This is a genomic window from Winogradskyella sp. PE311, assembly GCF_046545555.1.
Taxonomy (GTDB): Bacteria; Bacteroidota; Bacteroidia; order Flavobacteriales; family Flavobacteriaceae; genus Winogradskyella.
Map to the genome: position 1 here is coordinate 239,330 of NZ_JBHZTH010000003.1, position 14,798 is coordinate 254,127.

General features: G+C 31.7%; 12 protein-coding genes. 4 read left to right on the forward strand and 8 right to left on the reverse strand.

Annotation, left to right across the window (positions count from 1 at the left end; genetic code table 11):
- Positions 1-5: 5 nt before the first annotated feature.
- From ACFWU4_RS12240 to ACFWU4_RS12255, 4 genes are read left to right on the forward strand one after another with little or no spacing between them, the layout of a single operon-like run.
- Positions 6-1,196: a DUF1624 domain-containing protein gene (locus ACFWU4_RS12240; protein ID WP_411128270.1), complete on the forward strand. Its 1,191-nt coding sequence runs from the start codon at positions 6-8 to the stop codon at positions 1,194-1,196.
- 44 nt (positions 1,197-1,240) lie between these two features.
- The gene (locus ACFWU4_RS12245; protein WP_411128272.1) at positions 1,241-4,492 is read left to right on the forward strand and encodes a PDZ domain-containing protein; all 3,252 of its coding nucleotides are present in this window, start codon (positions 1,241-1,243) and stop codon (positions 4,490-4,492) included.
- Positions 4,493-4,498: 6 nt separating this feature from the next.
- Positions 4,499-4,630, forward strand: a complete 132-nt coding sequence (locus ACFWU4_RS12250) for a hypothetical protein (protein ID WP_411128274.1) — start codon at positions 4,499-4,501, stop codon at positions 4,628-4,630.
- A gap of 13 nt (positions 4,631-4,643) precedes the next feature.
- Positions 4,644-5,354 carry a DUF6090 family protein gene (locus ACFWU4_RS12255; RefSeq protein ID WP_411128276.1) on the forward strand — a complete coding sequence of 237 codons (711 nt, stop codon included), beginning with the start codon at positions 4,644-4,646 and terminating at the stop codon, positions 5,352-5,354.
- Here the strand turns inward: ACFWU4_RS12255 and ACFWU4_RS12260 are convergent.
- From ACFWU4_RS12260 to ACFWU4_RS12295, 8 genes are all read right to left on the reverse strand, one after another.
- Positions 5,351-7,717, reverse strand: a complete 2,367-nt coding sequence (locus ACFWU4_RS12260; RefSeq protein WP_411128278.1) for a hypothetical protein — start codon at positions 7,715-7,717, stop codon at positions 5,351-5,353. The two genes, ACFWU4_RS12255 and ACFWU4_RS12260, sit on opposite strands and share 4 nt — an antisense overlap.
- A gap of 6 nt (positions 7,718-7,723) precedes the next feature.
- Positions 7,724-9,250, reverse strand: a complete 1,527-nt coding sequence (locus ACFWU4_RS12265) for a carboxypeptidase-like regulatory domain-containing protein (RefSeq protein ID WP_411128280.1) — start codon at positions 9,248-9,250, stop codon at positions 7,724-7,726.
- Between the two features lie 52 nt (positions 9,251-9,302).
- On the reverse strand, positions 9,303-9,680 hold the full coding sequence (locus tag ACFWU4_RS12270; RefSeq protein ID WP_411128282.1) for a glyoxalase superfamily protein: 378 nt from the start codon (positions 9,678-9,680) through the stop codon (positions 9,303-9,305).
- Positions 9,680-11,257, reverse strand: coding sequence for a carboxypeptidase-like regulatory domain-containing protein (locus ACFWU4_RS12275; RefSeq protein WP_411128284.1), 1,578 nt, complete (start codon positions 11,255-11,257; stop codon positions 9,680-9,682). Before ACFWU4_RS12275 ends, ACFWU4_RS12270 begins: the two co-directional genes overlap by 1 nt.
- Before the next feature lie 61 nt (positions 11,258-11,318).
- Positions 11,319-11,885: a hypothetical protein gene (locus ACFWU4_RS12280; RefSeq protein WP_411128286.1), complete on the reverse strand. Its 567-nt coding sequence runs from the start codon at positions 11,883-11,885 to the stop codon at positions 11,319-11,321.
- 5 nt (positions 11,886-11,890) lie between these two features.
- On the reverse strand, positions 11,891-13,294 hold the full coding sequence (locus ACFWU4_RS12285; protein WP_411128288.1) for a M20/M25/M40 family metallo-hydrolase: 1,404 nt from the start codon (positions 13,292-13,294) through the stop codon (positions 11,891-11,893).
- A gap of 4 nt (positions 13,295-13,298) precedes the next feature.
- The gene (locus ACFWU4_RS12290; protein ID WP_411128290.1) at positions 13,299-13,925 is read right to left on the reverse strand and encodes a hypothetical protein; all 627 of its coding nucleotides are present in this window, start codon (positions 13,923-13,925) and stop codon (positions 13,299-13,301) included.
- The gene (locus ACFWU4_RS12295) at positions 13,918-14,796 is read right to left on the reverse strand and encodes a PPK2 family polyphosphate kinase (protein WP_411128292.1); all 879 of its coding nucleotides are present in this window, start codon (positions 14,794-14,796) and stop codon (positions 13,918-13,920) included. The genes ACFWU4_RS12290 and ACFWU4_RS12295 overlap by 8 nt, the downstream gene beginning before the upstream one ends.
- Positions 14,797-14,798 lie beyond the last annotated feature (2 nt).

The window sequence follows — 14,798 nt, forward strand, 5'->3', positions numbered from 1 at the left end:
GTATTATGACATCCGCCAAATCAAAAAGAATAGAATCTATAGACATTTTAAGAGGTCTAGTTATGGTAATTATGGCCTTAGACCATGTACGCGACTATACAAACACAGGTTATATGTTTGCGGATCCGACAAATCTTGAAACTACGACACCAATGTTATTTTTTACAAGGTGGATTACGCATTTTTGTGCGCCAATATTCGTATTCTTAGCAGGCACATCAGCTTTTTTATATGGTAGTAAGAAAGCCTCTAAACATAAACTTGCTAAATTTTTGTTTACAAGAGGACTTTGGCTGGTATTTATAGAATTGACGGTAGTTAATTTTTCTTGGACCTTTGATATTTCTTTAAGTGTACACATATTTCAGGTTATATGGGCAATCGGAATATGCATGATGATTTTAGCTGCATTAATTTACTTACCAAAAAAGCTTTTATTTGCAATTGGTATTATCATAGTCTTTGGACACAACCTACTAGACGGAGTAACACAACAAGGCGCTGAACCATTGTCATTATTATGGTATTATGTACACCAATTTAACTTTCAGGTTATAAATGATGGCAACGGTATGCTAGCCATTGCTTACCCATTTTTACCTTGGTTAGGTATTATAATTTTAGGGTATTGTTTTGGGTACTTCTATAAAAAAGGATTCGATATAACTATTAGAAAGAAATGGCTGTTGCGATTAGGCATTGGATCTATATTCTTCTTTTTTAGCTTACGATTTTTAAATATTTATGGAGATTTAACACCTTGGACGTCACAAGATAATGTAACCTCAACTGTATTATCATTTTTAAGTGTAACTAAATATCCACCTTCGCTCATTTATACATTGATGACTTTAGGACCAGCTTTTCTATTCCTTTATGTTATTGAATCGGTTAAAAACAGATTTACAAATATGATGCTAGTATTTGGTCGAGTCCCTTTCTTTTATTACATCTTACACCTCTATATCATCCATCTAATTGGTATAATTGGACTTGTAATTCTCGGTGAGAATTGGCAAGAATTAATATTAACTGTAGACCGTTTTAAAAGTGGCTACTTATTTAATATTGGTTTTGATCTTTGGGTAACTTATGTCACATGGATTCTAGTAATTATAATTCTTTATCCTGTTTGTAAAATGTATATGAAATACAAAGCAAATAATAAAGATAAATGGTGGCTAAGTTATTTGTAACTTTATTCACATATCAAGCTTATTTTTTAAATCAACTTCCTAACATGAAAACACAACACATAATAATTTCAATTTTAGTCCCATTTCTATTTTTAAGTCATTTTTCATTTTCTCAGAATACTAGATTATTAAGACAACCAGATATAAGCACAACACATATAACATATACTTATGGCAGCGATATTTGGATTTCAGAAATAGAATCTAACGAAGCTAAACGTTTAACCTCTACAGCAGCTGTTGAATCTAATCCTTATTTTTCACCAGATGGCAATTGGATTGCATTTAGTTCTAATCGTGATGGATCAAATAACGTTTACATTGTTTCAAAAGATGGGGGTGAACCTAAGCGACTAACGTGGCATCCAAGTGGATCAACTGTAAGAGGTTGGTCTAATGATGGAAGTACTATTTTATTTGCCAGCAATAGGGAAACTGCACCGAGACCATATCAGCGCCTTTATAGTATTTCGGTTAAAGGTGGTGTACCTAAACTATTAACAAAACAATGGAGTTTTGATGGAGCCTATTCACCTAATGGAAAAAAATTAGTAATAGATAAAATGGACCGTTGGGATGTAGAATGGCGTGCCTATAGAGGTGGACAAAACACACCTTTATTAATTTTAGATTTAGAAACTCAAAATGAAGTTTTGTTACCTAATGAAAGTACCACTGATATTAAACCTATTTGGCTTAAAGAAAAAATTTATTTCTTGTCAGATAGAGATTTAGTTGCAAACATATGGTCGTATGATATAAACACAAAGGCTTTAAATCAAATCACAAAATTCAAAGGTTCAGATATTAAATGGATTAGTGGCCATGACAATACTATTGTTTATGAACGTGACGGCTTTTTGCATACCATGAACCTTTCTAATGGAAATTCTAAACAATTAAATATAAATGTTATCGGAGATTTTCCATGGGCAGCAACAAAGTGGGAAGATGTATCTCGCTCCGTGCGTTCTGCATCATTATCTCCAAATGGTAAACGTGCTATTATGCAATCTCGAGGTGATATTTTTACCGTTCCTGTAGAGTTTGGTGATGCTAGGAACATTACCTCCAGCTCTGGTATTGCTGACCGAAGACCTATTTGGTCGCCTAAAGGTGATAAAATAGCTTGGTTTTCTGATGCCAACAGAAAGAATTACGCGCTTATGATAGCTTCGCAAGATGGACTTTCAACACCTGAAATTTATTCTATAGGTGAATCGAAGTTAGGATGGAGTCCAGCATGGTCACCTAATGGCAAATATATTGCCTTTATCGATGATGATGTTCGCCTACGTTATGTCAATTTAGAGACTAAAAAAATAAAAACTTTTGATATTGGAGGTAATAACTTAGAGCGCAGTCAAATAAAATTAAAATGGTCTCCTGATAGTAATTGGATTGCTTATGAAAAATCTGGTTCAAATAATTTTAGACAAATTTATATTTATTCATTAGCTAAAGACATTACAAAACCTATTACGGATACTTTTGCTGATTCTTTTTCACCTACGTGGGATCTTAATAAAAAGCAGCTTTATTTTTTAGCTAGTACTGATGTGGCTCTAGGTTCGGGTTGGGCAAATACAAGTTCTATGACGTCCGATCCTGTATATGCCGCATATGTCGTTAATCTTAATGCTAATGATGACTCACCTTTTAAACCAAAAAGTGATGAGGAAGAGGTTAAAGAAGAGGACGTTGATAATGAGAAAAAAGAAGAAGATTCGGCCAGTGACAAAAAAGAAAATTCAGGAGACGAGATAATTATAAACTTTGAAGACATCGGAAGAAGAACTTTAGCATTACCTATGCCCTCAAGGTATTATGGTTCTATTATTGGCGGACCAAAAGGATCTATGTTTATATCAGAATACATTCCAAACGGAAGAGGTTTAACCCTACATAAATTTAACCTTAAAGACCAAGAAAGTAAAGAGTTTGCATCAGGCGCTAGTTCAGTTTCGGTCACTTCAAATGGTAAGCATATGTTAGCGCGTTTAAACGGAAGTTGGAAAGTGATTAAAACTGGCGGACCAAATGCAAAAGGAGCGAAAGGATTAAAAGTTAATCTTCAAATGAAATTAGATCGCTCTGCTGAGTGGGAACAAATGTTTGAAGAAGCATGGAGGTACGAGCGCGATTACTTCTACGACCCAAGTATACACGGTCGTGATTGGAAATTAGTCTATAAACGCTATGCGCCATTAGTACCATACATAAAACACAGGGCAGACTTAACATATATACTAGACCAAATTAATGGAGAACTATCGGTTGGTCATAGTTTTGTGTTTGGAGGTGATTATCCTGATGTAGAACGTTCTAGAACAGGTTTGTTAGGTTCAGATTTAATAGTAAACAATGGACGTTGGCAAATTAAACGCATTTATACAACAGAAAACTGGAACCCTGGACTGTCTGGTCCATTAGATGCACCTGGATTAAATATTAAGGAAGGCCATTATATCGTAGGTATTAATGGTAAAGAAATTAAAGGGGATGATAACTTCTATAAGCATTTAGATGGGTACTCAGGTAAACAAACAATTCTACACCTAAATGACTCACCTGAGTTTAAGAATCATTGGACAGAAATTGTAGAACCTATTCGAAGCGAAAACTCACTAAGACAACGTGCATGGGTAGAGGATAATCGCAGATTGGTTGAAAAACTATCAAATGGGCGTTTAGGTTATGTTTGGGTACCAAATACTGGTGGACCAGGATTTGTGTCATTTAACCGTTACTACTTTGCCCAACAAGACAAGGAAGGCGCTGTTATAGATGAACGTTTTAATGGAGGTGGTCTATTAGATGATTATATGGTAGACTTAATGACCCGTAAATTAAGAGCTGGCTTAACTAATGAGGTACCTAATGGAAAAGCTATGCGTCTACCTGCTGGTATTTTAGGACCAAAAGTGCTACTAATTAATGAGCTTGCTGGTTCGGGTGGAGATTTCTTCCCTTGGGTATTTAGACAACAAAATGCTGGTAAACTCATTGGTATGAGAACTTGGGGTGGCTTAGTAAAATCATCTACTCATTATGCATTAATTGATGGTGGAGGACTAACAGCACCAGATAATGCCGTCTTTGATCCTATTAATAATAAATGGATTGCTGAAAATATTGGAGTCGCACCAGATATAGAAATTAGACAAGATGCTAAATCATTATATAATGGTAGTGATCCGCAACTAGAAAAGGCTGTTGCAGAACTAATGAAACAATTAGGTGTAAAAAAGATAATTAAAGCACCTAAATTTTCTCAACCTGCTAAAGGAAACTAAAGAATTATGAGTGGATTTGATATTGTAATGGTCATTGCCGTAATACTATTTGCACGTTTAGGTGTGCGTTTAGTAACACGTTATATCAGTATGAAAAAAGAAAATGATTCTGAAAAAAATAATTTAGACAATGATTAATATCTTTAGAAAGATGAGAAAAAATCTATTGTTTTCTAAAAAAACAAGTAGCTATTTAATCTATGCCATTGGCGAAATTATTCTTGTAATGATTGGGATTTTATTAGCACTGTATATAAATAACTGGAATGAAAATCGCAGACAAGACAAAAAATTAAATACAATTTTAGAGACTGTAAGAAATGATTTAGTTACTGACACACTTGTCGCTACGCGAATAATAAAGTTCTATGATTCTATTAACAAGTATAGCACGAAGGTGATTAACTATGAGTACGATAAAGCTAACATTGAAGATTGCATATTATGTAGAAGTTTAATTACATTATACCAACCATTTACAGTACAAGATAAAGGGTATTCTATGTTACTAACATTTGAGGAGCTAGATAACATAAAGCCAGATAGTCTTCAGGTTTCAATTATTCAATTTTATAAATCTATGACTACAATTCTTGACCAAAGTAATGATTTTGTGAAATCTGAAACATTAAAAAACTTACAACATTACAGGACTAAAGATTGGTTTATCGATTGGATGCAAGGTCGTTTTACAAAAGAAATGAAAGTCTATTTTGGGAGTTCTATCGATTATAAAAATAGAGTGGCATCTAACTTAATATTAGCTAGTACAAATCACGGTAGCTTCATTAAAACTCATAAAGCTGGTGCAGTGGAACTCATAACTAGAATTGACAAAAGATTTAATAAAAAAGAGAATTAATCTTCTAAGGTAACCTCTTTAGAAACAAGTTGACTATTATTAACAATACCCTCTACAAATAACTTAATTGGCTGATTGTGGTTAACTACCTTTAATTCGATAAAATTATTTATAACCTTTACGTTCGGTTTCCAATCAATCACTCCATATTCTTTAAAAAAATTAGTCTCATAAGAACCATATTTAGGAGCGTAAAATGTTTTTGGTTTATCGAATACAACAGGTATGCTATAACTGGTATATGACTCTTTTTTTATATAAGCTACGTCTGGTTTAAATGGATGGTTATAAATCCTTATAACACCTCCACCTCCTCTTATACCTTCACCAACACCAGATTTATTTACCTCTACATAATCAACATTTCGCATACTATAATTATTCAAAATATTATAATCGATCAATAGAACGTCATCTAAGAATATGGTAGGTATCTGAGAAGCATTAATACTGGTTGGAAGATTATTAAATATTCTAAAGATTGAATAGCCAGTTTCTTCGTCGCTTGGTGTCTCTTCAACATAGAACCCGTATGATGAGATGAATTGAGCAAATGTTCTGTAGAAACGCCTTTTCTTTTTATCAAATTCAATAAACGTACTTGGACGTGCATTTTTTAATTTTTCAATTTTAGTATACTCTTTTTTCTTAGTTACTGTAACCTCTTCTAATTCTTGTATTTTATCCAGCTTATTCAATGAATAATATGCCATACCACCATTAGAATCCTGATAACTAATTTGACTAGTAAAAGGCTTTCGTTTTGATTGTAAAAATGGAATCTTTGAAGGAAAGAACTGAACAACCAAATTAGAACTCTCTAGCTGTTTGTTTTTACCTAATTTACCAATGCGTAAATCTTCATTAAATAATGGAAAAAAGCCTTTCTTTTTTAGAGAACCCTTCGCTTCTAATGTTAAAATTTCAGTTTTGGTATTAAAATTAGGATAAATAAAATAAGCTGCAGTTTCATCACTGTTAGAATTAAGATTATACGAAACACCTACCTCAAAATCATAAATATACTCTGGAGGGTTATTGAAAATCGTACTCCAATTATAACTACTCCATCCCTCTGTTAACAATAATTCATCTAAATCTTTTACCTTTTTATTATCTATGTTTTTAAAATAATAACTAGCATTCTGAACCGGATTTCTTAAATAAGGTTGCAATAACACTGATGAAATAATAGAATTATGATGATTATACGATTTTGTCTTAGAAGGTAAAACTGATATGCTCAAACTCTGAAACTTACTTGCATCTGCATTACCGAAAGGTATTCTTACTAATATAGAGTCTTTCATTTTACTGGTAATAGGTGTGTCCATTTCACCTAATTCTAAACCTTCATAATTAAAATATAAACGCTCTGCAATTGGCTCTGCATCACTATTAAATAAAGTAATAATATTGATGCCAGAAAACAATTCTTGATTTTTGAAATTAAATAATTGCGTTTTTTTATCTTGAATTAAGAAGTCATACGATTTAATATCAACACTATTATGTAATGTTAACTTATATAATTCGTTTTCTAAATTATTCAATGTCTCGTCATTTGTACTAACTTTTACTGTAACACCACTATTTACCATTTCTACATTTAAAACTACACCTCTTAATTCGATAGTTGGAAAATCGACTTGTTGTTTTTTATTATTGTAGAAAAATTCAATTTTATAATCGGATTGAACATTCGGAACCAGTTCAATAGAACCTATACCAAACGCATTTAACTGCAGCTGTTTTATCGATGTCCCATTTTCTAAAACATTAACTTTAAGATTACCAATACCCAAACCAATACTATCTTTAGCTATAATGCCTAAACTATTTTTTATATTTGCCAAGAGATGTCCACTTTCTGGTAATATTTGAAGATCCACCTTATTTGAAACCGACACCGGTTTTATAACGGCTTCTTTATCAGGGTTTATAATGGTAAATTTAGTTTCGTAATGCGTGTATTCGTTTTCAAAATTCTTAGACCAATTCGTATACATCTTTAAGGTATACTCCCCTTGTACAAAACTACTATCAGTTTCAAAATAACTCTGTCCAATTCCGTTTACAGACATAATCATTTTCTCCCTTACAACTGAATCTTTAGGATCTAACAAAACACAATAAAGATTAGAAGTTTGCCCTGAAAGTTCTCGATTATCTCTAGAAAATACATAGCTCTTAAACCAAATAGCTTCATTACTGATGTAAGTAGATTTATTTAGATGTATATAAATTTGTTCTCTAGAAAGTTCTGCAAAATCTTCAAAACTATCAATGACATCATCAAATTCTGTTTGACCAAAACTGCAAAAACTAAAAAATATAACGACTAGAATAAACACCTTTTTCATAGACTTTTAGTTTCGTTTAGATTTTAATGGCGTATTTAACCAATAAGATTTCGCTAAATCAAGATCATTTAACTCAGCTTTGGATAATGGTTGAAATTTATTAATAAACATCACATTTTGAGGTCTCTCCTTATTTTCAAATACTTCTTGCACAAAAAATTCACGATATTGAAATCCTCTCACTTTTGGTGAATCATATAATTTTCTATTAGAAATGTCATTTATGTTTTTTATCTTATAAGTAAATTGAGACATATCTGTTTCTTCATCTACATCTGGTAAAGACCAATCGGCCATATTAACTTTTACAGTGACAGAATCAGCAAGCTCTAGACTTTTTACCATCATTTTTTTCTTGTTAAATCTAAACTTAAAATCCTTTCTATCTAAAGTAGTTGTATCTATCTCATTGTTAAATGCGATAAAAAAAGCTTGTTCTTTGCGGTTATAATCGACATTTGTAACATCAAACTTATAGGCGTTGTTAACTATAAATTGATTATTAAATGTGATATAATTAAGAAACATAAAATCATTTTTCTTTTTATACTCAATACTTACTTCAAACAATGGATCTGGCACTTTAAGTTCGTAAACACTATACGTTAACTTATGTATGGCATAATCTGATTTAGCAATATATATCTTACCTGAAGCCTTATGACTTGTTTTTGTTAATGATTGTTTAGCCTTAAAATTGATCTCATATAAAACTTCATCGTTGAGATACACTTTCTTAATATTAGTTAGCTCATGATTGTCTAAAAATTTCTTTTTAAACACATATACAAATGAAAAACTAAGTTGCTCAAAGTTTCTAATTGGGTTATGAATATTTAAAATTCCAAGTTCGTTTCCACCTTGAGAAGACATATCTGTATTATTAATAAACTTCAGTTTTCCATCATAAGGTATTTGCAAAATTGAGTCTCTAGGAAACTCATTATTTTCGCGATAACTATACAATGCATTTTGATTAAACTTATCCATAATAACATCTGTTTGAAAACCGGCATCAAACGATTCTATTATAGCTTCATTTAAATTATAATAGGTGTTATTTACAATTTGATAATCTCTATAATAAGCGATTTTAGAAAACTTACTACTTGGATAATTTTGTGGTATTCTTTGTATGGCGTTCTTTACAATGGTATATGCCGATAAATTACTTGTAGAACTTTTTTTGGATGCTTTTATAACAACTTGACTTAACTCTTCTGCTTTAGGTGTAATTTCAAGAACGTTTATGCCTTTACTATTTAAATTTTTAAGATCGACTAACTTAGTCTCAAAGCCAATACTACTTATTAATATTTTACCGTTTTCCTTCCAAAATTTTAATGGTATTCTAAAATCACCATCAATATTTGCAATTGTTCCTTTAGTTGTATTTACTATTTGTATCGTAGCGTAAGACACTGCAATTTTAGATTCTTTATCTATTACTCTGCATAGTAATTCTAATTGCGATTGTGCACTTGTAAAGGCACAAAAAAATAACATTAAAATTAAAGCTCTGTATTTTAGCATATTAGTATTTATCTATAAATAGTTAAGTCTCATTATCAATACTTTATCATATTTAAATATCCGTATAAAAAGTTAATCCATTACCATAAATATCAAAAAAAGCAAATTCTTTTGTTCCCCATGGAGTCTCTTTAAGCGTCGTATTTTTATGAAAAACATTTTTGGTAACGTATTCTTTATACAGATCATTTATTCCTTCGGTATAAATTCTAAGCATTGGTCTATCTAAACCTTTGACCCATTCAATCTCATCGTGCCATTGCAAGTGAATTTCCACACCATCTCTACGAACACCAGCATAACCTTTCGCACTTGATGTATCGGTAAACGCTAGTTTAAACCCTAAATTAACAACATAAAATTCAGCTGCTTTAGTAACATTTTTTACTGGTAATACTGGGTGAATGTGTTTAAGAAATTTATCCATCATTAATTGGTTTTACGCATTCTTCTTTCCATTAAAGGGGTATTTAAAATATAAATATCCATCTCAGAATTTCTATTAATTGGTGCTTCATCCAACGGTTTATACTTTTCTAAAAAAAATAAATCTTTATTTAATAATTTTTCTTTAATGATTTCTTGCACAAAGAATTCTCTAAATTGATAAGCTACATTTGTTTTACCCTCATAAATTTTACGATTCTTAATATCATAAATATTTTTAATTGTAAACACTAAGCCTGGCATATCTTCTAAAGTTATTGCCTTTAATTCTTCATCGAAATCTGCAACCTGCAAACTAACTCTAGTAGGGTTTTCTATTTTTAATTCTTCTATAAATACTTTTCTGCCTTTATACCTTATTTTAAAATCTCTTTTATGCACAGTGCCTTTATCAATCGCAGTATTAAAATTAATGTAAAACCTATTTTGATCAAAATTGTAGATAACATTATCTTCTTTAAATACATCCTCATCCATAACCGAAAAACGATTATTAAATGTAATGTAGTTTAAATACATACTTTTGCCTTGCCTTCTATATGACGTTTCAAGATTAAATAACGGGTTCAACTTATTATAATCATATACAGTATAATTAAACCCATGAATAGAGAAATCCTTTAAAGATATTTTAATTACACCTTTCGCATTATGCTTAAAGCTTATTTTTTTGGCAATACTCTTTATTTCAATTTCGATTACAGGCTCGTCATCAATAAAAAGGATATCTCCTTTACTAAACTTATGGTTATATAAAAACTCATTACTCATTCGATAAACAAATGAAAATGAATTTATATTAAAATTTCTAATGGCATCATGCACATTTAATAAAGTTAACTCGTTACCACCATAAGGTAGAATTTCAGCATTCTGAATAAATTTTGTGCGATTGTTATAAGCTTTAGTAAAGTGTGGATTTCTATTAAAATCCGTGTTTCTTTTAAATGAATACAAAACACTTTGATTTAAGGAATCTAAAACTTTTTGAGATTTTATGCCGTAATCAAACTGTTCAATAATACTTTCATTGAGATTATGATACTTGTTTTCTAAAATCTGATAATCTCTATAATATCCTATTTGTGAATACGGTTTGTTATCTAAATTTATTGGAATCGCATTAACGGCTCTTCTTACAATATCGGTCGCAAGCATTTTTCTACCTTTTTTAAGTAATTCTGAAAGTGCTTCAGCAGAAGTTCTATTATTCTTAGAAACTTTAATCACAACTTCTTCTAAAGCTTCGAGTTGAGAATTCATTTTCAAAATATTGAGTTCAACTCTGTTTAAAACTTTTGGATCTATTTCTATATTTTCATATCCTAGAGCCGTGATTAAAAGAATAGGCAAATCTTCTATCGTGTTATAGGGTAGACGAAACTGGCCGTTATAATCAGCTACAATTCCGCGTTGAGTGCCTTTAAATCTAATAGTTGCAAAAGAAACAGGTTCTAAAGTTTTACCGTCTTGTACTTCAATTTTTAATTGAGATTGACTATTGCATATAGTGGCAAAAGTTAAAAAAAGTAATAAAATAGAGATTGTATTTTTTGACATATTGCTAGGGTAAATAATTTTATACTTACCCTCAAAAATCGTTCCTAACTCACTCGGTATTTTACTCCCTAACTTTACCAGAAAAATGATTAACCTTAGGGTTAATAGGATTACCTGTAGCTCTGCGATATATTACTAATTGGCCAGAATGCCATATCGCATCTGCTATTGGTCCGTTAACTTGGTTCCAAAATGGAATTTCTTGCTCACCAAAGATGATTTTATATTGAGAGACGTCATCGCTTGTTCTTAAAATATCTGCCGCTGTTTTGAGGTTTATTAACGTTTTTGTCCTTTGTTCTTCATACGATAGATCTTCTTGGTCTCTACTATTTGGTTGCTTTAAAGTTGAATTAACAATAATCTTAGATAAATCATAAATATGTTTAATAGTCTCTTTTGCAGATCTTCCATCTTCATTTCCTTTGTATGCCAAATCCTTTTCTGTTAAACTATCACTTGCCCAATAAAAACGAAAACCCAAGGCATCTACCATTCGCGCAGCCATTGTACCTGCAGTAAACTCTTCAGGATAGTCTGGCACTTCATAATAAGGTAGATTTATTTCATCTTGAGCTGTTGATATATTAATCACAACTAACCCTATAATTACCAAAAATTTTCTCATAATTATTAATCCTTAATTTCTTTGGTATTAGTAATGGTTTCTGTACCATATTTATCTACTAGAAAGACTAATGATGTCATTGTAGCTGCTCCTAATTCTAATTCACGCTTATTAACATGCTCAAAAGTATCATTAGCTGCATGGTGATGGTCAAAATACCGTTGAGAATCTGGTCTCAATCCAGCCAAAACAATATCATCGTTTTTTAATGGTCCTATGTCTGCACCACTGCCACCTTTCTCAAAATAATGAATTAAATAAGGCTTAAATAATGGTCTCCATCCTTCAACCTTAGAAAACATAAGGTCACTGCAATCAAAACTAAATCCTCTAGGTGTAAACCCGCCAGAATCACTCTCTAAAGCAAAGACGTGCTTTTCATTTTTTTCTTTAGCCACCTCAGCATACTTTCTTCCTCCTCTTAAACCATTTTCTTCATTCATAAACAGAACAACTCTGATACTTCGTTTTGGCTTAATACCACTTTCTTTTAATAAACGAATAACGTCCATAGACTGTACTACACCTGCTCCATCATCATGTGCACCGTCACCTAAATCCCAAGAATCTAGATGGCCACCAACAATAATAAACTCATTAGGAAATTCACTACCTGTTATTTCACCAATTACATTATAAGACTGTACATCATCAAATTGTTGGCAACTTTGCTCAAAATAAAACTCCAAATTCTTATTAACTTTTAAAGCTTCACTTAGTTTTACAGCATCGTTTGTGCTAATTGCTGCAGATGGAATACGTTGATTAACTGGTAACTCGCCATAACTCATACTACCTGTATGAGGATAGTCATCTTGTCTAGAACTTAGAGATCTCACTATGGTGCCAACTGCTCCATATTTTGCTGCTTCAGCTGCGCCTCTATAACGCTCGGTTGAGCAGCCACCATAAGCTTGAAAAGTATTAATTAATTCTGGCTGTAAAGCTCTATTTATAAAGACAATTTTACCTTTTACTTTCGCTTCACCTAGTTCTTCCAAATCTTTATACGTACTAACCTCTAAAACTTCTGCTTTTACACCACCACTTGGAGTTGCAACAGAACCTCCGAGAGCACAAATATTGACTTTAGTCAATGCTCCCAAGGTTTCAAAATAAGCCATTTCTTTTTCACCTCTCACCCATTTTGGTACCATTACTGGTTGAAGCCAAACTTTGTCTAGCTCTAACTTCTCTAGCTCCTTCTTAGTATACTGCACTGCAAGCTCGGCATTAGTTGAGCCCGACAACCTACCTCCAATAGTATTAGATAAATAATCTAACCATTCATAACTTTTTCCGTTAGTTAGTGAAGTTTTATAAACCGTTGCTAAAACGTCTTCATCAGTTTGTGCGTGTCCAAAACAAATTGTGACACAAAAAAATATAAATAATAGTTTTGCTTTCATAAGATTAATCTTCGGTTAGTACTTTCTCTAAAATAGGATCTGGTAAAATTGCTTTTAACAAAAAAGGATTACTCTTCTCTACAACTAAAAACTTCCACTGTTTTTTATTGTTTATTTTAACAGCAACAGCTTCTTTTAAAGCGGTGATATCAAAAAAAGTAGTTGAGTCGTTATATTTAACATTCTCTTTACCAAATTGCTGCTCCAGTGCTGCAGAAGTCATTATTCGCATCATTCTTTCCTCATCTTCCGAAACCTCTTTTTTTGATTCATTAGATTCTATCTTTATGGACATATCACTAGCGTACTTTAAAATAATATAAGATGTACTGTCTATAACTTGAGGTTCTCCAATTTCTTTAATTACAAAATCCCCAAAATAAAACTCAATGCCTTCTGCATTAAAAGTTCTATCCATTACCTCAACCATTGTTTCTCTCGGCACAATATCAAAAACTTTTTCAACAAGATAGTCTAAGGATGTATCAAAATCTTTATTTTGAATGGCTTCTAAATATTTTGTGAAATCTGCTTCAATTGATTTTGAATAGGCTTGTGCAGAAACAGAAAAACCTGCAAGTATTAAAACTAAGGCTATGAATCTACTAATTTTTTGTTGAGCATTATTCATTATCTAATTGTTGTTTATATAAATGAATATTTGCTTTTTCATCATCTGGAAGTTCTGGTTCTTCTATATCTGAATATGCACTAAGTGTATCATAAAGAATTTTAGCTACTAAGTATCGAGCAACTGGTTTATCATCTGCAGGAATATTATACCAAGGTGCGTGTGGTTTTGAACTTCTATTTAAAACTTCTTCATAGCATTCTTGATACTTATCCCATAACTTTCTCTCCTTTAAATCGCCAGAAGAAAATTTCCAATTTTTTTCCTGCTTCTCTAGACGTCGCAACAATCTATATTTCTGTTGGCCTTTAGAAAGATTTAAAAAGAATTTAAAAATTAGCGTTCCATTGTCTGCTAAGTGCTTTTCAAAATTATTGATTTGTTCAAAACGTTGATCCCAAAATGCATCATCTATTTTAGAAACGTTATCTATTCCTGGAATATTTTCTCCCATAATATAGTATGGGTGTACCCTTGTCACTAATACATTTTCATAATGTGTTCTATTAAAAACTCCAAACTTTCCACGCGCAGGTAAAGCAATATAATGTCGCCATAAATAATCGTGTTTTAACTCTAACTCTGTAGGTACTTTAAAACTATGAACTTGTACACCTCTAACATTGAAGTCTTTGAATACTTCTCTTATTAAACTGTCCTTACCAGACGTATCCATACCTTGCAGGCAAATTAAAACCGAATATTTTCCATGTGCATATATGGTGTCTTGTAACTCACCTAACTTTTTGCGTACAGATTTTAGCTCATCCTTAATAGTATCTTCATCTGCTTTGACCGAAAGTTTTGTTGGTTGGTCCTCGATCCTAATCTTTGAAGTGATTTTAAAATCCTCTAAATTAAATTTATCCATAT